Here is a 25,367-nt window from a genome sequence, read left to right as displayed (position 1 = left end):
CGCGGCTTGACCTCAGGCCCTGAGGCCAGGCTGGCTCAGCCGGCGATGCGCTTGGCAAAGTTCTGTCAAAATCGCAACCATTATTCGATCGCGCGCTGCGCTGCGATCTTTCGTCTTTTGCAACCCACAGCGAGAACCTGCCATGTCCAATGCCCTCACATCCCCCGTGACCGATGCCAGCTTCGAGGCCGAAGTGCTGCAGTCGCAGACCCCAGTGCTGCTGGACTTCTGGGCCGAATGGTGTGGCCCATGCCGGCAAATCGCCCCCGTGCTCGAAGAGCTGGCCGCCGCCAACCAAGGCAAGCTGCTGGTCAAGAAAATCAACGTCGATGAAAACCGCGAAGTGCCTGCCAAGTACGGCATCCGCGGCATCCCGACGCTGATGCTGTTCAAGAACGGCCAGGTCGCAGCCACCCAGGTTGGCGCGCAAGGCAAGACACAGATCCAGGCCTTCATTGACGGCGCACTGAACGCCTGAAGCCGCGCGCACGCGGCGCGGCCCGAAAGCAATGCCGCGCTGCATATCCAAAAGGCCCGCCCCTGGGATCCCAGGGGCGGGCCTTTTGGCGTGACGTGAAGCATTTTCCCCTGCCTGTTTTCCTGCCGATGCCACCAAGCCCCCTGGTTCCTCATGTTCACAGCGCCTCGCCCAGCCGAGCCTGGCTGGCGGTGCTGGCCTTGGCGCTGGCGGCACTTCGCTGGGCATAGTGCTGGGCATTCCGCTGGGCCGGGCCATGGGCCAGTGGCTGGGCTGGCGATTACCCAGATGCTGCTGTGGTTTGGCGCGGCCGGGCTGGCGGGCAGCGCCTTGTTCAGCTGGCAGGGGCTGCGCCATCCGGAGGCGTTTTTGCTGTGCGCCTTGGCGGCGCTGGCGCGGCGCCTTTGCCCAGGGGCGTCTGGTCGATTGAGCGGATGTGGATCAGCGCCCCACCATGTTCTCAGGCACCACCCACTGGTCGAATTGCTCGGCGCTGAGGTGGCCGCTGGCAATCGCCGCTTCGCGCAGGCTGGTGCCTTCCTTGTGCGCTTTCTTGGCGATGAAGGCGGCCTTGTCGTAGCCGATGTGCGGGTTCAGTGCGGTGACCAGCATCAGCGAGTTGCCCACCAGCTCGGCGATGCGCTCGCGGTTGGGTTCGATGCCCACGGCGCAGTTGTCGTTGAAGCTGCGCATGCCGTCGGCCAGCAGGCGCACGCTTTGCAGGAAGTTGTGGGCCACCACGGGGCGGAACACGTTGAGCTCGAAGTTGCCCGATGCGCCGCTGATGTTGATGGCCACGTCGTTGCCCATGACTTGCGCGGCCAGCATGGTCACGGCTTCGCTTTGCGTGGGGTTGACCTTGCCGGGCATGATGGAGGAGCCCGGCTCGTTCTCGGGGATGGTGATTTCGCCGATGCCGCTGCGCGGGCCGCTGGCCAGCCAGCGCACGTCGTTGGCGATCTTAGTCAGGCTGGCGGCCAGGGTTTTGAGCGCGCCGTGGGCGTGCACCAGCGCGTCTTGCGAGGCCAGCGATTCGAACTTGTTGGGCGAAGTCACAAAGGGCAGGCCGGTGATGTCCGCCAGCTCCTTGGCCACGCCTTCGGCATAGCCCTTGGGCGCATTCAGGCCGGTGCCCACGGCGGTGCCGCCCAGGGCCAGCTCGCAGAGGTGGGGCAGGGCGTCCTGCACGTGTTTCTTGCCGTGTTCGAGCTGGGCGACCCAGCCGGAGATCTCCTGCCCCAGCGTCAGCGGCGTGGCGTCTTGCAAGTGGGTGCGACCGATCTTGACGATGCCGTCAAAGGCCTTGGCTTTTTCGGCCAGGGTGTTTTTGAGCAGGTCGATGGCGGGCAGCAGCTTGTGGGTCAGGGCATCGACGGCGGCCACGTGCGAGGCGGTGGGGAATACGTCGTTAGAGGACTGGCTTTTGTTCACGTCGTCATTGGGGTGCACCAGGCGGGCCTCGCCGCGCTGGCCGCCCAGCAGCTCGCTGGCGCGGTTGGCGATGACTTCGTTGAGGTTCATGTTCGATTGCGTGCCCGAGCCGGTCTGCCAGACCACCAGCGGGAATTCGTCCGGGTGCTTGCCCTCGATCACTTCCTGCGCGGCGGCGATGATGGCCTTGGCCTTTTTCTCGTCCAGCAGGCCCAGCGCGTGGTTGACGGCGGCCGAGGCGCGCTTGACTTGCGCCAGCGCCTTGATGATTTCACGCGGCTGCTTCTCGCCGGAGATGTCGAAGTTTTGCAGCGAGCGCTGGGTTTGCGCGCCCCAGAGCTTGTCGGCGGGCACCTCGATGGGGCCAAAGGTGTCTTTTTCGGTACGGGTCTGCTGTGTCATGGTGCGGTGCAAAGGGTTTTGAAGTCGAAAAGCAGGATTATTATTGCAAATTATTCTTATTCTTCGGCGCTTGAGTTGTAGCGCCAAGCCCAGGCAGAAGTTCCATAGAATCCGCGCAGCCAGTTTTCCGAACCCATTGAAGAACCGCGATAACGGAGCCCGCCTGTGCAAGTCGCCCCCAGTGTTTTCAAAGCCTACGACATCCGCGGCACCACGCCCGTGACCATCAACGAAACCGTGGCCGAGGCGCTGGGCCGCGCCTTCGGCACGCGCGCCTTGGCCGAGGGCCAGCGCACCGTGGCCGTGGGCCGCGACGGGCGGCTCTCCGGCCCGGCGCTGGCGGCTGCATTGATCCGCGGGCTGGTGGCTGCTGGCATTGAGGTCATCGACATCGGCCAGTGCACCACGCCCATGCTGTACTTTGCCGCCAGCACGCTGTGCCAAAGCGGTATCCAGGTCACCGGCAGCCACAACCCGCGCGACGACAACGGCTTCAAGATGGTGCTGGCCGGCCGCGCCATTTACGGCGATGAAATCCAGGCGCTGCGCCGCATCATTGAAGAAGAAAGCTGGCAATTGAAAGAGGGCGGCAGCGTGCGCCAGGCGGACGTGCTGCCCGCCTATCGCGAGCGCATCGTGGGCGACGTGCGCCTGGCGCGCCCCGTGCAAACCAGCGGCCAAAGCGCCAGCGCGGGCCTGTGCGAGATCAAGCAGGCCATGACGCGCCCCATGAAAGTGGTGGTGGACTGCGGCAACGGCGTGGCCGGCGCATCGGCCCCCGGCATCCTGCGCGCCCTGGGCTGCGAGGTGATCGAGCTGTTCACCGAGGTGGACGGGCGCTTTCCCAACCACCACCCCGACCCCTCCAAGCCCGAAAACCTGCGCGACGTGATCCGCACCCTGCAAGACACCGACGCCGAGCTGGGCCTGGCCTTCGACGGCGATGGCGACCGCTTGGGGCTGATCACCAAGGACGGGCAAACCATCTTCCCCGACCGGCAAATGATGCTGTTCGCGCAGGACGTGCTCACCCGCGTGCCCGGCAGCACCATCGTGTTCGACGTCAAATGCAGCCAGCGCCTGGCCCCGGCCATTGAGGCCGCAGGCGGCGTGCCGCTGATGCACAAGACGGGCCACTCGCTCGTCAAGGCCAGGATGAAGGAAGTCGATGCCCCGCTGGGCGGCGAGATGAGCGGCCACATCTTTTTCAAAGAGCGCTGGTACGGCTTTGACGACGGCACCTACGCCGCCGCCCGCCTGCTGGAAATCTTGAGCCGCCACCCCGACCCCAGCGCCGTGCTGAACGCCTTGCCCAGCAGCCACAGCACGCCCGAGCTGAACGTGCCCTGCGCCGAAGGCGAGCCGCACCGCCTGGCCGCCGCGCTGCAAGCGCTGGCGGCCGATACCTTCAGCGCCCCCGCGCAGGTCAACACCATCGACGGCCTGCGCGTGGACTGGCCCGACGGCTTCGGCCTGATCCGCGCCAGCAACACCACGCCCGTGCTGGTGCTGCGCTTTGAAGGCCACACGCCCGAGGCGCTGGCGCGCATCGAAGGCGACATGCTGGCGCTGCTGCACCGCGTCAAGCCCGATGCGCAGCTGGGCGGGGCAGGGCATTGAGGCTTGGCGCAGGCTTTGAGGCTCTACTCTCCGCCAAAGGAGCAGCCATGCACGATGGATATCCGTCTTCTACCTCTGCGGCTGCGGATCTCTCGTCCGGAGTCTTGCCTGAAGCTTTGCGGCGCCAGCTCGCTCCTGATGAGCAAGTGCTGTGGCACGACAGCCCTCGTCAAGGCTTGATGCTGCGCCCCGCCGACGCAGTGCTGATTCCGTTTTCCCTGCTTTGGGGCGGCTTTGCCATTGCTTGGGAGATCAACGCCCTGAGTATGGATATGCCCCTGATCTTCAAACTCTGGGGCATCCCCTTTGTGCTCGTCGGGCTGTACCTCATCGCCGGGCGTTTTTGGTGGGATGCCCGCCTGCGGGCGCATACGCATTACGCACTGACCAACGAGCGCATCCTCGTTGTCAGCGGCTTCAATGGTCAGAAAGTGCAATCGCACCCCTTGCGCACATTGCCACCCATCACCCAAACCGAGCGTGCCGACGGCAGCGGCACCATCGCCTTGGGCAGCCCTGCCTTGATCCAGCTCCCCTCCGGCTGGCCCGGGGCCGCCGCCACGCCAGAGCTGCACATCAAAACCAATGTGCAGCAGGTTTTTCGGAGCATTCTTGACGCCCAGCGTCGTCAAAACATGTAAGAGCCTGTTCAAAATCTTTGCACGGCGGTCAAGAGAGCGGATTTGGGCGCTCTGCTGCGTTGCAAAGCCTCGCCATAGCCCCAGCTATGGCTGCGTTTTGCGCCTTGCAGCCCATCCCAAACCGCTTCTTGCCCACTCGCGCCGAGATTTTGAACAGGCTCTAAGAAAAAAACCAGTCGATCTCAAAACGAAGTTTGAAATCGACTCAGTCAATCAGTGGGCAGTAGCGCCTTGCTGTTCCTCAGTGGCCTGCGTGAAATATTTGAACCTTTGATGGGTATCAGGAGGGGGCAGCATTGGATTGTTGTCTCTGGTCATGGCTCAAGCCAATTGAAATCAAAGTCGGTGCATTTTTGTATGCAATTGCCCGTCACACAGAAAGAGTCGCCGGTATAGATGGCCCCATCCGGCCTTTGCTGCGTGCTGCCAAAGCCAAGCCAGTAATAGCCGTATGGGTCGATTTCCGTGACCAGCGATTTGCGCCCGATATAGCGCATGAATCGGAAGAATTCCTCCAGGCTGGAATCTGAGACCAGCCAATCAGGGATTTTCTTCAGCAGTACGACATCGCCCACAGCCACGCCAGGGGCCAGAACCTGATTGACAGCCATTGGTGCGCCTCCGTGCCTATTCCATCGCCGCAGGCCCCATCCAGTGGATCAGGGCGGCCAGTGTGGCCACTGAGGCGATGGTGGAAAACAGCACGGTGCGCGCCGTCACGCTGCCGTCGCGCCCGTACAGGTCGGCCAGCATGTAGGGGCCGGTGCCGGTGGGCAGGGCGGCCAGCAGCACGGCCAGCAGCAGCGGCGTGGCCGGCAGCTGGAAGACCCAGGCGCCCAGCGCCCAGGTCAGCAGCGGCAGCAGCAGGAGTTTGACGGCCGTCAATTGCCAGGCCAGTGCGCTGGCCTGCCGGTCGCCCAGCGCCTGGGGCGCGGCGCTGCCGGCCGATGCGGCCGGGCTGGCCAGGAACAGCCCCAGGCTGACCAGCGCGCAGGGGCTGGCCGCGCCCGCGAGCAGTTGCAGCAATTGTGCGCCGCTGACCGGCAGCGGCCAGCCGGTGGCGGCATACAGGGCGCCAGCCAGCGGCGCGGCGATCAAGGGGTTTTTCAGCAGCGACCAGGTGATGCGCGGCAGCAGCAGCCAGGGCTGGCGCTGCCCGGCGGGCAGGCGGGCGTATTCGATCAGCAAGATGGCCAGGCCGAACATCACGCACACCACCAGCATGGTGGCGATGGTGGTGGGCACCAGCGAGGCCTGGCCGGCGAGCAAAAAGGTCAGCGGAAAGCCCATGTAGCCGGTGTTGGGGTAGGCCGCGGCGAGGGCATCGACGCTGGCATCGGCCAGGCTGCGGCCGCGCCAGCGCTGCACGGCGGCCACGGCGGCAAACAGGCCCAGGCCGGCCAGCGCGAAGGTGGCCGTGAAGGCCGGCTGGTACAGCTGGCGCCAGTCGGCCTTGGCCATGATGAGAAACAGCATGGCCGGCAGGGCCAGCCAGACCACAAAGCGCCCCAGCTCGGCAGCGGCGGCCGGGCCCAGCACCCGCAGGCGGCGGCACAGCCAGCCGGCCAGGATCAGGCCAAACACGGGGAAGATGATGGCAAGAATGGAGGACACGCGAGGGGCACCGTGGGCATGGATGGCAAGGCGGCGCAAGCGGGGCGCTGCGCCAGCGCGGCGGCAAGTGTAGGGGCTGTTGGGCTTGCCGTATTGCGGCGGTGTTTTTGCTCAAGCCTGCGCAGCTGCTGCGTTGAAGCGGTGTGCAAGGCGCCCGAGCTTGCGCGCACTTGCGCGTATTTGCGCCTTGCATCTGCGGCCTGTGCCTTGGCAAACCGCTGCGCAAGCCGAATCTGGCCAACGCTGCGCCATGAGCCTTTGGCGCTGGGCGCGATGCTTTCATAATGGCGGGCTTTTTTGATGTGGGCGCGGCCTGGCGGCCGTGCCGCTTGGGGTTGAGCCGTGTCCAGTTCCGATTGCCCGCAGGCGCTGCAAATCCTGCAACAGGTGTTTGGCTACCCGCAGTTTCGCGGGCTGCAGGCCCAGATCATCGACACCGTGATAGCTGGTGGCGATGCGCTGGTGCTGATGCCCACTGGCGGCGGCAAGTCGCTGTGCTACCAGATCCCGGCGATTGCCCGGCGCGAGCAGGGCAAGGGAATGAGCATCGTGGTCTCGCCGCTGATTGCGCTGATGCACGACCAGGTGCGCGCGCTGCAGGAGGTGGGCGTGGCCGCCGATGGCCTGCATTCGGCGTTGGACTTTTCCCAGGCCCAGGCCGTGCAGGCGCGCGCCTGGCGTGGCCAGACCTGCCTGCTGTACGTGGCGCCCGAGCGCATCACCACGCCGGGCTTTCTGGAGTTTCTCGATGGCTTGTACCAACGCGGCCAATTGGCGCTGTTTGCCATCGACGAGGCGCACTGCGTGAGCCAATGGGGCCATGACTTTCGCCCCGAGTACCGCCAGCTCAGCCTGCTGCACGAGCGCTACCCCACGGTGCCGCGCATTGCGCTGACGGCCACGGCCGATGCCATCACCCGCGCCGACATCATCGAGCGCCTGCAGTTGCAGCAGGCGCGGCAGTTCATCAGCAGCTTCGACCGCCCCAACATCTTCTACCAAGTGGTGGAAAAGAGCGATGCGCGCCGCCAGCTGCTGCGCTTCATCGAGGACGAGCACGAGGGCGATGCCGGCATCGTCTATTGCCAAAGCCGCAAGAAGGTTGAGGACACCGCCCAGTGGCTGCTGGAGCAGGGCATTGACGCCTTGCCCTACCACGCCGGCCTGCCGCCCGATGTGCGCCAGCGCCATCAGGACCGCTTTCTGCGCGAGGACGCGCTGGTGATGGTGGCCACCATCGCCTTTGGCATGGGCATCGACAAGCCCGACGTGCGCTTCGTGGCGCATCTGGACATGCCCAAGAACATCGAGGGCTACTACCAGGAGACGGGCCGTGCCGGGCGCGACGGCGAGCCCGCCGATGCCTGGATGGCCTATGGCCTGGCCGACGTGGTCAACCAGCGGCGCATGATCGACGACCCGCAAAGCCCGGCCAGCGAGGCCTATCGGCAGGTCATGCGCGCCAAACTCGATGCGCTGCTGGCCATGGCCGAGACCACCGAATGCCGCCGCCAGCGCCTGCTGGCTTACTTTGGCGAGCAGGCCCAGCCCTGCGGCAATTGCGACAACTGCCTGAACCCGCCGGCCACCTGGGACGCCACCGATGCGGCGCGCAAGCTGCTCAGCTGCATCTACCGCGTGCAGCAAAAAAGCGGCATTCACTTCGGCGCGGGGCACCTGATCGACATTCTGCGCGGCAAGGCCACGCCCAAGGTCGAGCAATACGGCCACCAGGGCTTGAGCACCTTCGGCATTGGCCAGGAGATCGGCGAGCGCGAATGGGGCAGCGTCGTGCGGCAGCTGATTGCCATCGACGCCGTTGTGGCCGATGCCCAGGCCTTCAACACCCTGCGCCTGGGCCCGGCGGCCCGCAGCGTGCTGGCCGGCCAGCGCCCGCTGCAGCTACGCCGCATCGAGCGCCAGGCCCGGCGCAGCGCCGCCCAGGGCACCCAGAGCGGCAGCGAGCGCCAAAGCCGCCAAGAGCGCCTGGCCGCGCTGGACGATGCCAGCCGCCAGCGCTTTGAGGCGCTCAAGGCCTGGCGGCGCGAAGTGGCCCAGCAGCACCAGCTGCCGGCCTTCGTGGTCTTTGCCGATGCCACCTTGCTGGCCATTGCCAGCGAAAACCCCCGCAGCCTGCAGGCGCTCAGCGCCATCTCCGGCGTGGGGCAGAAAAAGCTCGACGCCTACGGGCAAGAGCTGCTGCGCGTGTGCGCCAGCAGTTGAGGCGGGCAAGCCAATGCATCGCCCGCTGGGGCAGGGCGCTCCAAGGCCTGTTGAAGCCCTGTTGAAGGTCGGTTCAAAGGCCCTGAAACCCGCCCTGCAATACCCCCTGCGGCGCAGTAACCCTTCACCTGTCTGAGCGGCTTGAAAAGCATAGAATGCCCCGCACATGGGCTATGGCTGTGACACAACGCAGAGCAGTTGGCCCTGGTGCCTGTTGGCAGCGCGCGGGGCACGCCCAGAGCGGTGTAGCGCGCCTTTTGTTTTTCCTCAACCTCTTTTTCCGACCCAGGCGATCAGCGCCGCCAGGCCTGGGTAGCTGGCCCAATGGCGGCAGCGGCACGATTACTCAGTACTCAGGAGCAGTGGCTTGAACAATCAATGGATTTCCAAAGTGGCGATGTGGCTGGTGCTGCTCGTCGTTTTGTTTACCGTATTCAAACGCTTTGATGGCGGCCCCGGCGCCGGGGCCACGCCAGTGGCGTACTCCGACTTCATCACCGCCGTGCAAAACGGCGAGGTGCGTGAGGTGAACGTGCAGGACACGGGCACGGGCAGCTTCGACATCCTGGCCATCCGCAACGACGACCGGCGCATCCGCACCACCGGCTCCATGGCCGACCGCGGCCTGTTTGACGACCTGCTCAACAGCAACGTCAAGCTCAACCTCAAGGAGCGCGAGCAGCGCTCGCTGCTGGGCTCGCTGCTCATCAGTTGGGGGCCGATGCTGATCCTGATCGGCGTGTGGATCTACTTCATGCGCCAGATGCAAGGCGGCGGCAAGGGCGGGGCCTTCAGCTTCGGCAAGAGCAAGGCGCGCATGCTCGATGAGAGCAACAACACCGTGACCTTTGCCGACGTGGCCGGCGCCGACGAGGCCAAGGAAGAAGTCAAGGAGGTGGTGGACTTCCTGCGCGATCCGCAGAAGTTCCAGCGCCTGGGCGGGCGCATCCCGCGCGGCCTGCTGCTGGTGGGCCCGCCGGGCACCGGCAAGACGCTGCTGGCCAAGTCCATCGCCGGCGAGGCCAAGGTGCCGTTCTTCTCCATCAGCGGCTCGGACTTCGTGGAAATGTTCGTCGGCGTGGGCGCGGCCCGCGTGCGCGACATGTTCGAGAACGCCAAGAAGAACGCGCCCTGCATCATCTTCATCGACGAGATCGACGCCGTGGGCCGCCAGCGCGGCGCGGGCTTAGGGGGAGGCAACGACGAGCGCGAGCAAACCCTCAACCAGATGCTGGTGGAGATGGACGGCTTCGAGACCAACCTGGGCGTGATCGTGGTGGCCGCCACCAACCGCCCGGACATCCTGGATTCGGCGCTGCTGCGCCCGGGGCGCTTTGACCGCCAGGTGTATGTCTCCCTGCCCGACGTCAAGGGCCGCGAGCAAATCCTGAACGTGCACATGCGCAAGATCCCCGTGGGCGCGGATGTGGACGCCAACGTCATCGCGCGCGGCACGCCCGGCATGTCCGGCGCCGATCTGGCCAACCTCTGCAACGAGGCCGCGCTGATGGCCGCGCGCCGCAATGCCCGCGTGGTCGAAATGCAGGACTTCGAGGCCGCCAAGGACAAGATCTTCATGGGCCCCGAGCGCCGCTCGGCCGTGATGGACCCCGAGGAGCTGAAGAACACCGCCTACCACGAGGCCGGCCACGCGCTCATTGGCCGCCTGCTGCCCAAGTCCGATCCGGTGCACAAGGTCACCATCGTGCCGCGCGGCCGCGCCCTGGGCGTGACCTTCACCCTGCCCGAGAAAGACCGCTACGGCTACGACAAGGAATGGGCGCTGGCGCGCATCTCCATGCTGTTTGGCGGCCGCATTGCCGAGGAAGTGTTCATGAACCAGATGACCACCGGCGCCTCGGACGACTTCAACAAGGCCACGCAGCTGGCGCGCGACATGGTCACGCGCTACGGCATGTCCGACGAGCTGGGCCCGATGGTCTATGCCGAGAACGAGGGCGAGGTCTTCCTGGGCCGCTCGGTGACCAAGACCACCAACGTCAGCGAGGCGACCATGCAAAAGGTCGACAAGGAGGTGCGCCGCATCATCGACGAGCAGTACGCGCTGGCGCGCCGCCTGATCGAAGAGAACAAGGACAAGATGCACGCCATGGCCAAGGCCCTGCTGGAGTGGGAGACCATCGACTCCGCGCAGCTCGACGAAATCATGGCCGGCAAGCCGCCCACACCGCCCAAGGACTGGGTGCCCAAGAAGCAGCCCTCGGTCGATGGCGGCAATGGCAGCAACAGTGCTGGCGGTGGCGGCGCGGCCGTGGACTCCGACCCGGCGCCGACGGCGGCTTAAGAACTGGGTCTAAGGGCTGTTGAAACAGCCATTCAGACGCAAGAAGAAAACGCTTGCAAGGCATGAGCGCCTTGCAAGCGTTTTCAATGTGGCAGTTGCACAGTTTTGACCGAAAACACCGCCGCAACGCCAAATCTCAACAGGCCCTAAACTCCAGCCCCAGCGCAGCGCCCATTCCCATTTGGGGTGTTGCGCTGCGAGCTGAAGTGCAAGCTGCCAGCCGCATCATGCGGCGGCGTTGTTTCAGGAGAGTTTTCAGGAGGTGAAGATGAAAAACAAGGCTTTTCGGTGCATTGGCGGGTTGGCGCTCGGGCTGTTGCTCGCTGGGCAGGCATCTGCCTATTACGGCGGAACGTTTTCATGGTCAGACCCGGGCGGCGGTTACGCCGATTGGTCGCGCGCACGGATGTACCAACAAACCGTCGATTACAACCGAAAACTGTCGCAACGCTACAGCAGCCGCAGCAGTGGGAAAAAAAGCGAAACAAGCAGCGATAAAAAAGAAGTTGCGCCTAAGCCGAAACTCAACCCCTCGGCGTATGAATATCGGCACTCTGCGGCCGTGAGTGCGGCGGTCATGGAAGATTTCCTCACTGATTTTTATGCCCATGCACAGAAAAACGGAGCAGATGCACAAACGCTTGCCGATATTCGCGCGATGCGCAACTGGGGGGCGATGGATTTGATGCGCCAACAGATCAAAGCAAACGGCCTGCCCCCCGACAGCCTTGCCACCGCGATGACGCTCTGGCTTGCCGTCAATTACGGAGCCATCCATCAGCACGAAGGCACAGAGAAGCCCAATAGCGGGCTATATACGCAATTGCGCGCGGCGATGAGCGAGGATCAAACCGTGCTGGCGATGAATGACGAACAAAAACAGCGCGCTGCCGAAGGCATGCTGTGGATGACGTTTGTGCAGATCTATGCGCAGGCAAAATTGGCAAACGATCCGCAAGGGCGCAGCGAAGCGGCGAAACTGGCGCGGCAAAGCCTGAAGAGCGGCGGTATCGATCCCGATTTGATGCACATTACCAAAAACGGGCTGGAATTGAAATAAGCAATGCGGGATGGGCAATCAAGGCGCAGGGCTTGTATGCCTTTTGGGCCCACCCCCCAGTTTTTTTCCCTTTTTTTCAGGCCTTCTCCCGTAGGGGGAAAGGCCTTTCAAAGTTTCTGCACGAGTTCAGCCTGCGGCTTGCGCAGGCCTGCTTCCCCTCACTTTCCCGAGCGGGGCGCCCCGGCGATGGCTTGGCCACCGCCACATGGGCGCCCTGCCGCATCATGGAGCCATGCCCCACCGTGCCCAACAGCGCCCCCAGCTCTGCGCAGCCCTGCGCCCCGGCCAGCGATCACGCCACTAATCAGGCCGCGCATCAGGCCAGTGGCCAGCGCGGCGCGCCAGCCATCTGGCAGACCGCCCGCCACGCGTTGAGCCTGCAGCGCCCGTTGCTTATGGGCATCGTCAACCTCACGCCCGATTCCTTTTCCGATGGTGGCCGGCATGCCAGCGTCAGCGCCGCGCTGCGCCATTGCGAGCAGCTGATCGGGGAGGGCGCGGACATTCTGGACATCGGCGCCGAATCCTCGCGCCCGGGCAGCGCGGCCGTGCCGCTGGAGGAGGAGCTGCGCCGCCTGCAGCCTGTGCTGGCCGAGGCCGTGCGCCTGGGCGTGCCCATCTCGGTCGATACCTACAAGCCCGAGGTCATGCGCGCGGCCCTGGCGCTGGGCGCGGACATCGTCAACGACATCTGGGCGCTGCGCCAGCCTGGCGCGTTGCAGGCCGTGGCCGAGCACCCGCGCTGCGGCGTGTGCCTGATGCACATGCACGGCGAGCCCGAGACCATGCAGCGCGAGCCGCTGACCGGCGATGCCGTGGCCACGGTGCAGGGCTTTCTGGCCGGGCGCGCCCAGGCGCTGCGCCAGGCCGGCGTGGCTGCCGAGCGCATCGTGCTCGACCCCGGCATTGGCTTTGGCAAGACCGTGGCGCAGAACTTCGCGCTGCTGGCGCAGCAGACCAGGCTGCTGCAACTGGGCTACCCGCTGCTGGCGGGCTGGTCGCGCAAATCCTCGCTGGGCGCGGTGACTGGCCGCGATGTGGGCCAGCGCCAGGCCGCCAGCGTGGCCGCCGCGCTGCTGGCCGTGGAGCGCGGCGCGCGCATCGTGCGCGTGCACGACGTGGCCGCCACCGCCGATGCGCTCAAGGTCTGGCAGGCCATGCAGGCCCAGGGCCAGGACGGCGGGGCTGAGCAATGGCGCTGAGCCATAGGGCAGGGCGGCTGGCGGCAAGAATCGTAATCAAAGGTTTCCGCCCTCTGGCCTGGCGTTGGCAGGCCAAAACCCTGCCCCACAATAGCGGCGCATGAGCAAACAGTATTTCGGCACCGACGGCATTCGCGGCACCGTCGGTCGCAGCCCTATCACCCCCGACTTCATCCTGCACCTGGGCCACACCGTGGGCCGCCTGCTCAAGGCCGGCAACGCCGCCGCGACGGTGCTCATCGGCAAGGACACGCGCATCTCTGGCTACATGCTCGAAAGCGCGTTGGAATCGGGCTTCAACTCCGCCGGCGTGGACGTGGTGCTGCTCGGCCCCATCCCGACCCCGGCCGTGGCCTACCTGACGCGCGCCGTGCGCGCCGATCTGGGCGTGGTCATCAGCGCCAGCCACAACCCCTTTGAGGACAACGGCATCAAATTCTTCAGCGCCCAGGGCAGCAAGCTGCCCGATGAGTGGGAGGAAGAGGTCGAGCGCGGCCTGGCCCTGCCGCCGCAGTGGGCCCCCTCGGCCGCGCTGGGCAAGGCGCGGCGCATGACCGACGCGGCCGGGCGCTACATCGAGTTCTGCAAAAGCACCTTCCCCACCGAGCTCAGCCTCAAGGGGCTGAAGCTGGTGGTCGATGCCGCCCACGGCGCGGCCTACCAGTGCGCGCCCAAGGTGTTTCACGAGCTGGGCGCCGAAGTCATCGCCATGGGGGCTGAGCCCGATGGCTTCAACATCAACCAGGACGTGGGCGCCACCGCGCCGCAGGCGCTGATCGAGCGCGTGCGCGCCAGCGGCGCCGACTACGGCATTGCGCTCGATGGCGATGCCGACCGCCTGCAACTGGTTGACGCCAGCGGGCGGCTGTTCAATGGCGATGAGCTGCTGTACCTGATGGCGCGCGCCAGGCTGGAGGCCGGCGAGCCGGTGCAGGGCGTAGTCGGCACGCTGATGACCAACCTGGCCATCGAACAGGCCTTTGCCCGCCTGGGCATCCCGATGCAGCGCGCCAAGGTCGGCGACCGCTACGTCATCGAGGCCCTGCAGCGCAATGGCTGGGTGCTCGGCGGCGAAAGCTCCGGCCACCTACTGGCGCTGGACCGGCACACCACCGGCGACGGCATCATCAGCGCGCTGCAGGTGCTGCAGCAAGTGGTGCGCAGCGGCCACAGCGTGGCCCAGGCGCTGCAGGGCGTGCAGCTGTTCCCGCAGACCATGATCAACGTGCGCCTGGCCGACCGCGACGCCTGGCAACAGCACGCGGCCTTCCAAAACGCCATGCGCGAAGCCGAGGCTGCGCTGCAAGGCCAGGGCCGCCTGCTGGTGCGCCCCAGCGGCACCGAGCCGGTGCTGCGCCTGATGGTCGAAGCCCAGGATCCGGCCTTGGCGCAACACTGGGCCGAGCGCCTGGCCAGCGTGCTGCAGGGCTGAGCCTGTTCAAAACAAAACAAAACAAAGCAAAAGCCCGCTCGCGCGGGCTTTTGCTTTGTTTTGTTTTGAACAGGCGCGCGGTCCTTGGCATGCACGCAGGCTACGGCGGGCGCTGGCGCGTTGCCGCGTGCTCGCAGCGCCCGCTCAATCGGCCTGCACGCGCAGCAGGGCCTGCCGGCCCGCGTAGTACAGCGTCTGGCCGTCGCCGGCGGCGAATGCCAGGCCCTGCAGTTGCGGGTGCTGGGCATGCACGGTCGTGCCTTCGATCGGCTGCGCGCGCTGCAGGTCATACAGCTGCAGCTTGCCAGGTTGATCGGGGTCGCGCCGCCAGGCCCGCCCATTGCCAGCCAGCGATACCAGCCAGGCAAAGTCTGCCCTGGGCAGGCTGTATTGCTGCCCGCTGGGCAGCTCCACGGCCGTTACCTGCTGTGGCGCATCGCCCTCCGGGCGCAGTGCGGCCAGCGCCTGCCCAGCCACGCCGCACACCAGCCCCTGCAACTGCCGGCCCTCTGGCCCATGCCGCAGCGTCGTCACCCGGCCATCGAGGTCGATGCTGCGCAGCACGCCGGCATCCAGCGCGTAAAAGCGCTGCGGCTCGTGCGAGGCGCACAGCGCCGTCAGCGATGAAAAACTGGCCGCAGGCCTTTGTCCATCCTGGAAGAGTCCCGGCGCGCCTGGCTGGTTGGGCGTGGCAAAGCCTGCCAACTGTTGCAGCTGGCCATTGGCGTGCAGCAGCCAAAGGCCATTACCAAAACCGGGCTTGTCGCGCCGGGTGATGCCCAGCCCGCCGGTGAAAATGTCCGAATCGGCAATCAGGTAGCGCCCCTGGCCCAGATCCAGCACGGCGCTGGGCGAGAGCAGCGACTGCGGCTGCGCCGCAGAAAAATCGGGCCGGGCCGCCGTGTACACGGTGTGCATCTGGCCGTTGCCCAGATCCAGGCGCCGCAGGCGCCATTGCCTGTCGCAGGCGCCTTGCTCCAGCGTCAGCAAGGCGGCGCTGGCATGGGCCGGCGCCAGCGCCTGGGTGTGGCCCAGCAGCGGGCCGCCCTCCGTGCCGCTTGGGCCATCCACGCAACCGGCCTGCTGCATGCGGGCCGCGTCGCTGACCGGGCGCAGCGGGCCCCACAGCAGCGCCAGCCGCGCGCGTGGCTGGGCCGTGATCAGATCGGCATCGGGCGTGCCCGGCTGGTGGCTGCCAGGGCCCGGGTTGGCGTCAGGGCCTGGGGCCTCATCGCTGCCGCCGCCGCAGGCGCACAGCAGCGCCACGGCCGAAGCAATCAGGGGGGAGAGCAATGTGGTGCGCATGTGAGAAAACTCCTTCAATGGGGATGTGAGGGAGCCAAAGCCAAAGCCAAAGCCAAAGCCAAAGCAATTGTTACTCAGCGACGGTGTATTGGGCAGCGGGATTTCCCCGGCTGGCCTGGAGTGCCATGCCTGCGCAATGCGTGCAGGCATCCCAGGCCTGCACGCGTGCGATGGCTGCGGCAGGCCGCCGGGGCTGGGTGGCGCTCTGGGTGGCGTTGGGCTGCGCTGGCCTTGTGGCACACTCACGCGCTTTTCGTTTTTTGAGCAGCTTTTTTCCAAGCGCCTCAAGCCTTTGCATGCGGCTTCGTGCCGCCAGACTCCCGACCGATTTGCCATGTCTTCTGCAGCCATCGACCCCAGTACCCAACAGGCCATCGAGCAATTGATTGCAAAAGAGCTGGGCGCGGCTGTGCGCCAGGTTCAAGCGGCCGTCAAGCTGCTGGACGAAGGCGCGACCGTGCCCTTCATCGCGCGCTACCGCAAGGAAGCCACTGGCGCTCTGGACGACGCCCAACTGCGCACGCTGCAAGAGCGCCTGGGCTACTTGCGCGAGCTGCAAGAGCGCCGCCGGGCAGTGCTCAAGAGCATTGAGGAGCAAGGCAAGCTCACGCCCCAACTGGCCGCCTCCATCGCCCAGGTGCAGACCAAGCAGGAGCTGGAAGACCTGTACCTGCCCTACAAGCCCAAGCGCCGCACCAAGGGCCAGATCGCGCGCGAGGCCGGGCTGGAGCCGCTGGCCGATGCGCTGTTTGCCGACCCGAGTCTCACCCCCGCCGAGGCCGCGCAGCCTTACGTCAAAGCCGAAAAAGGCGAGGATGGCAGCGACTTCACCACCGTACAGGCCGTGCTCGACGGCGCGCGCGACATCCTGGCCGAGCGCTGGGCCGAGGACGCGGCGCTGGTGCAAGCCATGCGCCAGTGGCTGTGGGAAGGCGGCGTGCTCAGCAGCCGCTTGATCGAGGGCAAGAACCCGCAAGACCCGGAAATCGCCAAGTTCAAGGACTACCACGAATACGAAGAGCCGATCGCCAAGGTGCCCTCGCACCGCGCCCTGGCCGTGTTCCGTGGTCGTGCGCAGGACATCCTGCACCTGCGTCTGGCCCAGCCGCAAGAGCCCGAAGCGGGCCAGCCCAGCCTGGCCGAAGGCCACATCGCCCTGCAACTGAAGTGGAGCCACCAGGGCCGCCCGGCCGACGACTGGCTGCGCAAGGTGGTGGCCTGGACCTGGCGCGTCAAACTCAGCCTGTCGCTGGAGCGCGATTTGTTCGCCCGCCTGCGCGAAGCGGCCGAGGCCGTGGCCATCAAGGTCTTTGCCGACAACTTGCGCGATTTGCTGCTGGCCGCGCCTGCGGGTGCGCACACCGTGATGGGGCTGGATCCGGGCATCCGCACCGGCGTCAAAGTCGCCGTGGTGGACGCCACCGGCAAGCTGCTGGACACGGCCACCGTCTACCCGCACGAGCCGCGCCGCGACTGGCAAGGCAGCCTGCACACCCTGGCGGCGCTGTGCGCCAAGCACCAGGTGGCGCTGATCGCCATCGGCAACGGCACGGCCAGCCGCGAGACGGACAAGCTCGCCGGTGAGCTGGTCAAGCTGCTGGCCGACAAGGCCGGCCAGCGCGTGCAGAAAGTCGTCGTCAGCGAGGCCGGGGCCTCGGTCTATTCCGCCAGCGCCTTTGCCAGCGAGGAAATGCCCGATGTGGATGTGAGCCTGCGCGGCGCAGCCAGCATCGCCCGCCGCCTGCAAGACCCGCTGGCCGAGCTGGTCAAGATCGACCCCAAATCCATCGGCGTGGGCCAGTACCAGCACGATGTGAACCAGACTGAGCTGGCCCGCACCTTGGGCGCAGTGGTGGAGGACTGCGTCAACGGCGTGGGCGTGGACCTGAACACCGCCAGCGTGCCGCTGCTCTCGCGCGTCTCGGGCCTGAGCGCCTCCGTGGCGCGCTCGGTCGTGCGCTGGCGCGAATCGCACGGCGCGTTCAAGAACCGCCAGCAACTGCTCAAAGTCACCGGCCTGGGGCCCAAAGCCTTCGAGCAAAGCGCGGGTTTCTTGCGCATCCGCGGCGGCGACAACCCGCTGGACATGACCGGCGTGCACCCCGAAACCTACCCCGTGGTGCAGGCCATCCTGGACGGCACGGGCAAATCCGTCGAGCAAATCATGGGCGACACCGCCCTGCTCAAAAGCCTCAAGCCCGAGCAATTCGCGCGCGAAGGCTTTGGCGCCATCACCGTCAAGGACATCCTCACCGAGCTGGAAAAACCCGGCCGCGACCCGCGCCCGGACTTCGTTGTGGCGCGCTTCAACGAAGGCGTGCAGGACATTGCCGACCTGAAACCCGACATGGTGCTCGAAGGCACGGTCAGCAACGTCGCCCAGTTCGGCGCCTTCGTCGATCTGGGCGTGCACCAGGACGGGCTGGTGCACGTGAGCCAACTGGCCAACAAATTCGTCGCCGACGCGCGCGAAATCGTCAAGACCGGCCAGGTCGTCAAAGTCAAGGTGCTGGAAGTGGACGTGCCGCGCAAGCGCATCAGCCTGACCATGCGCCTGGACACCAGCGCCGCCAGCCACAGCCAAGGCGCTGGCGCGCGCGGCGAACGCGGCCGCAGCCCCGCTGGCAACCGCAACGCCCCGCGCCAGGCCCAACCGCAATCGGCCATGCAATCGGCCTTTGCCAAGTTGCAGGGGCTGAAAAGGTAAGCGCTTGTGCAGCACAAGCTCTGTGCGAATCGCCGTGCCGCGTGCCTTGGCAGATTCGCGCAGACTGTGCGCCTCTCGTTCGTGCAACAGCTTTCCCTTGGCACAATGCGCGGCTTGCGCCCGTCTCGGGCGCGGCGCGCTTGGCATGCAGGGCATCCCAAGGGTGTGAGAGCCTGTTCAAAGCAAAGGAAAACGCTGCGATGAAATTGGGGATTGAAGGGCGCTGGGCCCTGGTGTGTGGCTCCAGCGCCGGGCTGGGCCTGGGCTGTGCCAAGGCGCTGGTGCAAGAGGGCGTGAACGTGGTCGTCAACGCCCGTGGCGCGGTGCGGCTGGGCAAGGCGGCCGATGAGCTGCGCAAGCTGGCGCGCTGGTATGCGCAGCAGCACAGCGATGCGCATGCGCCGCAGCCGCAGGTGCTGCCAGTGGCCGCGGACGTGACCACGCCAGCCGGGCGCGAGCAGATTTTTGCCCTCGAAGGCGGGCCGGGCATGGATTTCGACATCCTGGTGACCAATGCCGGCGGGCCGCCGCCGGGCGACTTCCGCCAGTGGGAGCAGGCGCAGTGGCTGGCGGCGCTGCAGGCCAATATGCTGACCCCGATCGAGCTGATCAAGGCAGTGCTCGATGGCATGGCCGGGCGCGGCTTTGGCCGCATCGTGAACATCACCTCCAGCGCGGTGAAGGCGCCCATCGATGTGCTGGGCCTGTCCAACGGCGCGCGCAGCGGGCTGACGGGCTTCGTGGCCGGGCTGGCGCGTTCGCCCCTGGCCGCGCAGGGGGTGACGATCAACAACCTGCTGCCGGGCAAGTTCGACACCGAGCGCCTGCGCAGCACCATGCACGCCCAGGCCCAGCGCCTGGGCCTGAGCGATGAGGACTTGTGCGCGCAGCAGCGGGCGCTGATCCCGGCCGGGCGCTTTGGCACGGCCGAGGAGTTCGGCGCCATCTGCGCCTTTCTCTGCAGCCAGCAGGCGGCCTATGTGAACGGGCAGAACTGGCTGATCGATGGGGGCGCCTATCCAGGTACGTTTTGAGCGTTTGTTTTGAGCGTTTGTTTTGAGCGTTTGTTTTGAGCGTTTGTTTTGAGCGTTTGACCAAGAGGAAATGGAACGACTATGGCAATGACGGTGCAAATCGCCCAGTTCGGAGGGCCCGAGCAAATGAAGCTGGTGGATCTGCCGCTGCCGCCCGTGCAGGCCGGGCAGGTGCATGTGCGGCACAAGGCCATCGGCGTGAACTTCATCGACGTGTACCACCGCACAGGCCTGTACCCCAATGAGCTGCCGCTGGCGCTGGGCATGGAGGCTGCAGGCGAGGTGCTGGCCGTGGGGCCGGGGGTGGAGCATTTGCGCGTGGGCGATCGGGTGGCCTATGCGACCGGGCCCATGGGCAGCTACACGCAAGAGCGCGTCATGCCGGCGCAGAACGTCTGCCGTCTGCCCGATGAGATCTCCTTCGAGACCGGTGCGGCAATGATGCTCAAGGGCCTGACGGCGCAGTATCTGCTGAAGAAATGCCGCCCGATGGAGGGGCTGGAGCCGGGCGACCACGTGCTGTTTCACGCCGCCGCAGGGGGAGTGGGCCTGATTGCCTGCCAGTGGGCCCGGCACCTGGGCCTGCAGCTCATTGCCACGGCCGGCACGGACGAGAAATGCGCACTGGCGCTGGCCAACGGCGCGGCCCACGCCATCAACTACCGGCGCGAGGATTTCGTCGCCCGCGTGCAAGAGATCACGCAGGGCCAGGGCGTGAAGATCGTGTATGACTCGGTCGGCAAGGACACCTGGGAAGGCTCGCTGGCCTGCCTGCGCGCCTTTGGGCTGATGGTCAGCTTCGGCAATGCCTCGGGCCCGGTGCCGCCGTTCGCCCCGGCCGTGCTGGCGGCCAAGTCGCTGTTCGTGACGCGCCAGACGCTGTTCACGCACACCAGCTCGCGCCAGCGCACCCAGGCCATGGCCGACGACTTGTTCGCCGTCGTGCAGCAGGGCGCGGTGAATATCCACATCGAACAGCGCTTTGCGCTGCAGGACGTGCAGCAGGCACACCAGGCGCTGGAGGCGCGCAAGACCACGGGCTCGACCATCTTGCTGCCTTAAAAGAAGGTCTGCGAAAGGCAAAGAAAAAGCGTCCAGAGGGGGGCTGAACTGCCCCCTCTGGACGCTTTTTGCATCTGGCCTGGGCTGCACTGCAGGGGCAGTGCAGCTTGCATCAGCCCTGGCCGGCCTGGCCGCCGGGGGCGGGCGCATCCCAGGCGTCGAGCACCGCGCCGCGGCTGGCGCTGGCGGCGTTGTGGGCGAATTTGGCCAGCACGCCGCGGGTGTAGCGCGGCGCGGGTTGCCGCCAGTGCTTGCGGCGCTCGGCCAATTCCTCGTCGCTGACGTGCACTTGCAGCAGCAGTTGCTTGGCGTCGATGGTGATGGTGTCGCCCTCGCGCACCAGCCCGATGGTGCCGCCCACGTAGGCTTCGGGGGCGACGTGGCCGACCACCATGCCCCAGGTGCCGCCGGAGAAGCGCCCGTCGGTGATCAGGCCCACGCTCTCGCCCAGGCCCGCGCCGATGAGCGCGCCGGTGGGGGCGAGCATTTCGGGCATGCCGGGGCCGCCTTTGGGGCCGAGGTAGCGCAGCACCATCACGTCACCGGCCTTGATCTTGCCTTCCAGAATGGCTTGCAGGGCCGATTGCTCGTCGTCGAACACGCGCGCGGGGCCGGTGATGGCGGGGTTTTTCAGGCCGGTGATCTTGGCCACCGCGCCTTCGGGGCTGAGGTTGCCGCGCAGGATGGCCAGGTGGCCCTGGGCGTACAGGGGTTTGTCGATGGGGCGGATGACGTCCTGATCGGCGCGGGGCGCATCGGGCACGTCGGCCAGGGTTTCGGCGATGGTCTTGCCGGTGATGGTCATGCAGTCGCCGTGCAGCAGGCCCGCGTTGAGCAGGATTTTCATGACCTGCGGAATGCCGCCTGCGCGGTGCAGGTCGACGGCCATGTATTTGCCCGAGGGTTTGAGGTCGCAGATCACGGGCACTTTTTTGCGGATGCGCTCGAAGTCGTCGATGCTCCAATCCTCGATGCCGGCGGCGTGGGCGATGGCCAGAAAGTGCAGCACGGCGTTGGTGGAGCCGCCCGTGGCCATGATGACGGCCACGGCGTTTTCCAGCGCCTTGCGGGTGACGATGTCGCGCGGGCGCAGGTTGTTGCGGATGGCTTGCAGCAGCACCTGGGCCGATTCCTTGGCGGAGTTTTGCTTCTCGTCGTGCGGGTTGGCCATGGTGGAGGAGTAGGGCAGGCTCATGCCCAGGGCCTCGAAGGCGCTGGACATGGTGTTGGCCGTGTACATGCCGCCGCACGAGCCGTTGCCGGGGATGGCGCGCTGCTCGATTTCTTTCAATTCCTCATCGCTCATGTTGCCGGCGGCGTTCTGGCCCACGGCCTCGAACACGCTGACGATGTTCAGGTCCTGCCCCTTGTAGCGCCCGGGCAGGATGGTGCCACCGTAAACGTAGATGGCCGGCACGTTGGCGCGCAGCATGCCCATCATGCCGCCGGGCATGTTCTTGTCGCAGCCGCCGATGACCAGCACGCCGTCCATCCACTGCCCGCCCACGCAGGTCTCGATGCAATCGGCGATGACTTCGCGGCTGACCAGCGAGTACTTCATGCCCTCGGTGCCCATGGACATGCCGTCGGAGATCGTGGGCGTGCCGAAGATTTGCGGGTTGCCGCCCGCTTGCCGGATGCCCTCCACAGCCGCATCGGCCAGGCGTTGCAGGCCTGCGTTGCAGGGCGTGATGGTGGAGTGGCCGTTGGCGATGCCGACCATGGGCTTGTCGAAATCGCTCTCGGTATAGCCCAGCGCGTAGTACATGGAGCGGTTGGGCGCGCGCGATTTGCCCTGGGTGATGTGGGCGCTGCGCTCGTTGGCGGGGCGGATGGGGATGGTTTTGTGCTCGCTCATGGTCTTTCTCGGGGTGGGGCAGGGGCGATGCGCGGGCGGGCGGGGCCCGCTCACGAAAAGTGTCTATTGTGCCGCCTGCCGTGGCCTGGGCCGGGCTTGCGCGGGGCTGTCTGGTCTTGGCGCGGTTTCTTCCAGTGCGCGATCGGGCCCAGGCGCCTTGGGGCAGGCTGCGCTGCCCGCAGCTTGCCATTGGCGCGCGATATAAGCTCATGCTCTGCCGTTGTGTAGCCTGGACCACAATGCGCTGCACGGGCGCCCCGGTTGGGCGGGCGCTGATGGAGAGTCACTATGAACATTCGCAACATCAATCGCCGCGCTGCGCTGGGCGCATTGGCCTTGCTGGGCGGCGCGGCCACGCTGGCCGTTTCTGCCTGGGCCAGCGGCGGGCAAAAGCTGCCTGAGCAAACAGCCACGCAGGCGGCACAGTCAGTCGCCAACTGGCCCGCGCAGCCCATCACACTCATCATGGCTTTTCCCGCCGGCTCTGGCGTGGACGTGATCGCGCGGCTGATTCAGGAGCCGCTGGCCAAGGCCCTGGGCCAGCCGGTCATCATCGATTACAAGCCGGGCGCGGCCGGCAACATCGCCAGCGAGTTCGTCGCGCGCGCCAGGCCCGATGGCTACACACTGGCCTTTGGCACGGCGGCCACGCATGGCAGCAATGCCGCGCTGTACAAGAATCTGCCCTTCGATGTGGAGGCCGACTTCGTGCCCGTGGCGCCGATCAACGATGTCTCCAACGTGCTGACCATCAACCCCGAGGTCATCGACGTGAAGAGCCTGGCCGAGTTCGTGGCCGAGATCAAGGCCCATCCGGGCAAGTACAACTTTGCCTCCACCGGCAACGGCACGGGCACGCACATGGCCTTTGCCGAGTTCAACTCGCGCCTGGGGCTGGACATGGTGCACGTGCCCTACAAGGGCGGGCCGGACGCCATCGGTGCCGTGCTGCGCGGCGAAACCTGCTGCATCATGAACCAGGTGCAGACCGTGCTGCCGCACGCCAAGGCCGGCAAGGTGCGCCTGCTGGGCGTGACCACGGCCCAGCGCGTGCCGGCCGTGGCCGACGTGCCGCCCATTGCCGACAGCGGCCTGCCCGGCACGCAGGGCTTTGACAGCGCCATCTGGTTTGGCGTGTTCGCCCCCAAGGGCACGCCCGCGCCCATCGTGCAGCGCCTCAACGCCGCCATCACGGGCGTGCTGCAACAGCCTGCGATGCGCGAGCGCATCGAATCCATGGGCAATGCCGTGCGCGTTGAAACGCCGGCGCAGTTCGCCGTCACGGTGCGGGACAATCGCCGCAAGTGGGCCGAGGTGGTCAAGGCCGCCAAGGTGCAGATCAACTGAACGCACTGACATGCCCATGCCGCAAACCGAGCTTTCAACCCTTCCCCCCTCCCGCGCCAGCGCGCCAGAGGCCACCCGGGCCGAGCGCGCCCTGCCGCCCGTGCCGCCGCAGGCCCTGGCCAGCGCGCGCGATACGGCTGCGCTGGCGCGCCTGGCGCAGCAGGCGCGCGCCGATCTGGCCCGGCTGAACTGGCCCGTGCCGGACTGGTCGCTGCCCGCAGCGCAGCCCGGCGGCGGCCATGCGCTGGACGTGCTCATCGCCGGCGCCGGCATGTGCGGCCAGACCGCGGCCTTCGCCCTGCTGCGCGAAGGCATCGGCCGCATCCGCCTCATCGACCGCGCCGCGCGCGGGCACGAAGGCCCCTGGGGCACCTACGCGCGCATGCTCACGCTGCGCAGCCCCAAGCACCTGACCGGCCCCGATCTGGGCGTGCCCAGCCTGAGCTTTCGCGCCTGGTACGAAGCGCAGCACGGCGCTGACGGCTGGGCCACGCTGCACAAGGTGGGCCGGCTGGACTGGCGCGACTACCTGCTGTGGGTGCGCGACACCGTGGGCCTGCCGGTGGAAAACGGCGTGCAGCTGCTGGACGTGGCGCACGAAGGCCCGCTGCTGCGCGTGCGCCTGCACGGCCCGCAGGGCGAGCAAACCGTCTACACCCGCAAGCTGGTGCTGGCCCTGGGCCGCGACGGCAGCGGCGCGCCGCGCTGGCCGCATTACCCCAGCCTGCGCCGCGATGACCCCCTGGCCGCCGGCCGCGTATTCCACAGCGCCGATGCCATCGACTTCGCCGCGCTGGCCGGCCGCCACGTGGGCGTGCTGGGCGTGGGCGCCTCGGCCTTCGACAACGCCGCCTGCGCGCTGGAGGCCGGCGCGCGCGTGACGCAATTTGCCCGCCGCGCCCAGCTGCCGCAGGTCAACAAGAGCAAATGGACCTCGTTTCCCGGCTTCTTCCACGGCTTCGAGCGGCTCGACGACGCGCAGCGCTGGCGCTTTTACACCTACATCTTCAGCGAGCAAGTGCCCCCGCCGTGGGAGACCGTGCGCCGTTGCGACGCCCACGCCGCCTTCAGCCTGCAACTGGGCCAGAACTGGCTGGACGTGGCGCCCGATGCGCACGGCGTGCGCGTCACCACGCCGCAAGGCCCGCAGCGCTTCGACGCCGTGATCTTCGGCACCGGCTTTGACGTCAACCTGCTCGACCGCCCCGAACTGGCCCCCTACGCCAGCGCCATCGACACCTGGGCGCAGCACGTGCCCGCGGACGAAGCCGCCAGCCACGCCGAAGCCGCGCGCTTTCCCTACCTGGGGCCCGGCTTCGAGCTGCGCGCCACGGCCGGCCAGCCGCCGGAGGTGGCCCAGGCGCTGGCGCGCATGCACCTGTTCAACTGGGGCAGCACCCTCAGCCACGGCGCGCTGGCCGGCGACATCCCCGGCCTGGGCATTGGCGCGCGCCGCCTGGCCGCGGCCATCGCCAGCGACCTGTTCACGCTCGATGCCCAGGCCCACTGGCAGCGCCTGCTGGCGCACGACGAGCCCGAACTCAAGGACACGCGCTGGTACGTGCCGCCCCCCACCCAGCCTTGAGCTGAGACAGGCCCATAGTTTTTCCCTTGATGGCTGCCTGCCGCAGCCCCCTCACGCAGCC

At 66.8% G+C, this 25,367-nt stretch carries 18 protein-coding genes; 13 read left to right on the top strand and 5 right to left on the bottom strand.

Translation table 11 applies throughout. The features are described 5' to 3' along the window. Window positions 1–142 precede the first annotated feature (142 nt). Window positions 143–478: a thioredoxin gene (trxA, locus tag CK625_RS03430; protein WP_095538819.1), complete on the top strand. Its 336-nt coding sequence runs from the start codon at window positions 143–145 to the stop codon at window positions 476–478. A gap of 441 nt (window positions 479–919) precedes the next feature. On the opposite strand, the gene fumC is transcribed toward trxA, so the two are convergent. Further along, window positions 920–2,311, bottom strand: a complete 1,392-nt coding sequence (gene fumC / locus CK625_RS03425) for a class II fumarate hydratase (RefSeq protein ID WP_095539068.1) — start codon at window positions 2,309–2,311, stop codon at window positions 920–922. Window positions 2,312–2,476: 165 nt separating this feature from the next. Between fumC and CK625_RS03420 the strand changes: the two genes are divergently transcribed. Together CK625_RS03420 and CK625_RS03415 are read left to right on the top strand one after the other, a co-directional pair. After that, entirely contained in the window at window positions 2,477–3,931 is a 1,455-nt protein-coding gene (locus tag CK625_RS03420; protein ID WP_095538818.1) for a phosphomannomutase/phosphoglucomutase, read from the top strand. Between the two features lie 47 nt (window positions 3,932–3,978). Then, window positions 3,979–4,572, top strand: a complete 594-nt coding sequence (locus CK625_RS03415) for a hypothetical protein (protein WP_143326164.1) — start codon at window positions 3,979–3,981, stop codon at window positions 4,570–4,572. A gap of 314 nt (window positions 4,573–4,886) precedes the next feature. On the opposite strand, the gene CK625_RS03410 is transcribed toward CK625_RS03415, so the two are convergent. Beyond that, window positions 4,887–5,183, bottom strand: coding sequence for a hypothetical protein (locus CK625_RS03410; RefSeq protein WP_095538816.1), 297 nt, complete (start codon window positions 5,181–5,183; stop codon window positions 4,887–4,889). A 16-nt stretch (window positions 5,184–5,199) separates the two neighbouring features. Then, window positions 5,200–6,186 (bottom strand): AEC family transporter, encoded by a 987-nt coding sequence (locus CK625_RS03405; RefSeq protein WP_095538815.1) that lies wholly within the window; start codon window positions 6,184–6,186, stop codon window positions 5,200–5,202. A gap of 342 nt (window positions 6,187–6,528) precedes the next feature. Here CK625_RS03405 and recQ point away from each other — a divergent pair, with 342 nt between their 5' ends. The 5 genes from recQ (at window position 6,529) to glmM (ending at window position 14,408) form a co-directional block, all read left to right on the top strand. Beyond that, window positions 6,529–8,409: a DNA helicase RecQ gene (gene recQ / locus CK625_RS03400; RefSeq protein WP_238945473.1), complete on the top strand. Its 1,881-nt coding sequence runs from the start codon at window positions 6,529–6,531 to the stop codon at window positions 8,407–8,409. 367 nt (window positions 8,410–8,776) lie between these two features. After that, window positions 8,777–10,714 (top strand): ATP-dependent zinc metalloprotease FtsH, encoded by a 1,938-nt coding sequence (gene ftsH, locus CK625_RS03395; protein ID WP_095538814.1) that lies wholly within the window; start codon window positions 8,777–8,779, stop codon window positions 10,712–10,714. A 268-nt stretch (window positions 10,715–10,982) separates the two neighbouring features. Then, window positions 10,983–11,774, top strand: a complete 792-nt coding sequence (locus CK625_RS13565) for a DUF6683 family protein (RefSeq protein ID WP_143326163.1) — start codon at window positions 10,983–10,985, stop codon at window positions 11,772–11,774. 395 nt (window positions 11,775–12,169) lie between these two features. Further along, window positions 12,170–12,976: a dihydropteroate synthase gene (gene folP / locus CK625_RS03385; protein ID WP_238945511.1), complete on the top strand. Its 807-nt coding sequence runs from the start codon at window positions 12,170–12,172 to the stop codon at window positions 12,974–12,976. Window positions 12,977–13,076: 100 nt separating this feature from the next. Further along, window positions 13,077–14,408, top strand: coding sequence for a phosphoglucosamine mutase (gene glmM, locus CK625_RS03380; RefSeq protein ID WP_095538812.1), 1,332 nt, complete (start codon window positions 13,077–13,079; stop codon window positions 14,406–14,408). Window positions 14,409–14,552: 144 nt separating this feature from the next. Here the strand turns inward: glmM and CK625_RS03375 are convergent, their stop codons facing one another. Further along, window positions 14,553–15,713: a hypothetical protein gene (locus CK625_RS03375; RefSeq protein WP_095538811.1), complete on the bottom strand. Its 1,161-nt coding sequence runs from the start codon at window positions 15,711–15,713 to the stop codon at window positions 14,553–14,555. A 334-nt stretch (window positions 15,714–16,047) separates the two neighbouring features. On the opposite strand from CK625_RS03375, the gene CK625_RS03370 reads away from it, so the two are divergent. The 3 genes from CK625_RS03370 (at window position 16,048) to CK625_RS03360 (ending at window position 20,516) form a co-directional block, all read left to right on the top strand. Beyond that, a complete protein-coding gene (locus tag CK625_RS03370) occupies window positions 16,048–18,420 on the top strand; it encodes a Tex family protein (RefSeq protein WP_095538810.1) in 2,373 nt (790 codons plus the stop codon). Window positions 18,421–18,620: 200 nt separating this feature from the next. Beyond that, window positions 18,621–19,454, top strand: coding sequence for an SDR family oxidoreductase (locus tag CK625_RS03365; RefSeq protein WP_095538809.1), 834 nt, complete (start codon window positions 18,621–18,623; stop codon window positions 19,452–19,454). 81 nt (window positions 19,455–19,535) lie between these two features. Beyond that, on the top strand, window positions 19,536–20,516 hold the full coding sequence (locus tag CK625_RS03360) for a quinone oxidoreductase family protein (RefSeq protein WP_095538808.1): 981 nt from the start codon (window positions 19,536–19,538) through the stop codon (window positions 20,514–20,516). 112 nt (window positions 20,517–20,628) lie between these two features. Here CK625_RS03360 and ilvD read toward each other — a convergent pair whose 3' ends face one another. Then, window positions 20,629–22,374: a dihydroxy-acid dehydratase gene (gene ilvD, locus CK625_RS03355; protein ID WP_095538807.1), complete on the bottom strand. Its 1,746-nt coding sequence runs from the start codon at window positions 22,372–22,374 to the stop codon at window positions 20,629–20,631. A 288-nt stretch (window positions 22,375–22,662) separates the two neighbouring features. Between ilvD and CK625_RS03350 the strand changes: the two genes are divergently transcribed. Then, window positions 22,663–23,721 carry a Bug family tripartite tricarboxylate transporter substrate binding protein gene (locus CK625_RS03350; protein ID WP_095538806.1) on the top strand — a complete coding sequence of 353 codons (1,059 nt, stop codon included), beginning with the start codon at window positions 22,663–22,665 and terminating at the stop codon, window positions 23,719–23,721. Window positions 23,722–23,731: 10 nt separating this feature from the next. Continuing rightward, complete coding sequence (locus tag CK625_RS03345; RefSeq protein ID WP_172425074.1) at window positions 23,732–25,306, top strand: FAD/NAD(P)-binding protein; 1,575 nt, start codon at window positions 23,732–23,734, stop codon at window positions 25,304–25,306. The last annotated feature ends 61 nt before the right edge of the window (window positions 25,307–25,367 follow it).

Source organism: Vandammella animalimorsus (assembly GCF_002285265.1).
Lineage (GTDB): Bacteria > Pseudomonadota > Gammaproteobacteria > Burkholderiales > Burkholderiaceae_C > Lampropedia.
This window is presented reverse-complemented; position numbering and strand designations above follow the sequence as displayed.

Bases quoted from the DNA above. Each gene is read 5' to 3' on its own strand.
- trxA (WP_095538819.1), top strand. From the start codon at position 143: ATGTCCAATGCCCTCACATCCCCCGTGACCGATGCCAGCTTCGAGGCC.
- fumC (WP_095539068.1), bottom strand. From the start codon at position 2,311: ATGACACAGCAGACCCGTACCGAAAAAGACACCTTTGGCCCCATCGAG.
- CK625_RS03415 (WP_143326164.1), top strand. From the start codon at position 3,979: ATGCACGATGGATATCCGTCTTCTACCTCTGCGGCTGCGGATCTCTCG.
- CK625_RS03410 (WP_095538816.1), bottom strand. From the start codon at position 5,183: ATGGCTGTCAATCAGGTTCTGGCCCCTGGCGTGGCTGTGGGCGATGTC.
- CK625_RS13565 (WP_143326163.1), top strand. From the start codon at position 10,983: ATGAAAAACAAGGCTTTTCGGTGCATTGGCGGGTTGGCGCTCGGGCTG.
- folP (WP_238945511.1), top strand. From the start codon at position 12,170: ATGGGCATCGTCAACCTCACGCCCGATTCCTTTTCCGATGGTGGCCGG.
- glmM (WP_095538812.1), top strand. From the start codon at position 13,077: ATGAGCAAACAGTATTTCGGCACCGACGGCATTCGCGGCACCGTCGGT.
- CK625_RS03375 (WP_095538811.1), bottom strand. From the start codon at position 15,713: ATGCGCACCACATTGCTCTCCCCCCTGATTGCTTCGGCCGTGGCGCTG.
- CK625_RS03370 (WP_095538810.1), top strand. From the start codon at position 16,048: ATGTCTTCTGCAGCCATCGACCCCAGTACCCAACAGGCCATCGAGCAA.
- CK625_RS03365 (WP_095538809.1), top strand. From the start codon at position 18,621: ATGAAATTGGGGATTGAAGGGCGCTGGGCCCTGGTGTGTGGCTCCAGC.
- CK625_RS03360 (WP_095538808.1), top strand. From the start codon at position 19,536: ATGGCAATGACGGTGCAAATCGCCCAGTTCGGAGGGCCCGAGCAAATG.
- ilvD (WP_095538807.1), bottom strand. From the start codon at position 22,374: ATGAGCGAGCACAAAACCATCCCCATCCGCCCCGCCAACGAGCGCAGC.
- CK625_RS03350 (WP_095538806.1), top strand. From the start codon at position 22,663: ATGAACATTCGCAACATCAATCGCCGCGCTGCGCTGGGCGCATTGGCC.
- CK625_RS03345 (WP_172425074.1), top strand. From the start codon at position 23,732: ATGCCCATGCCGCAAACCGAGCTTTCAACCCTTCCCCCCTCCCGCGCC.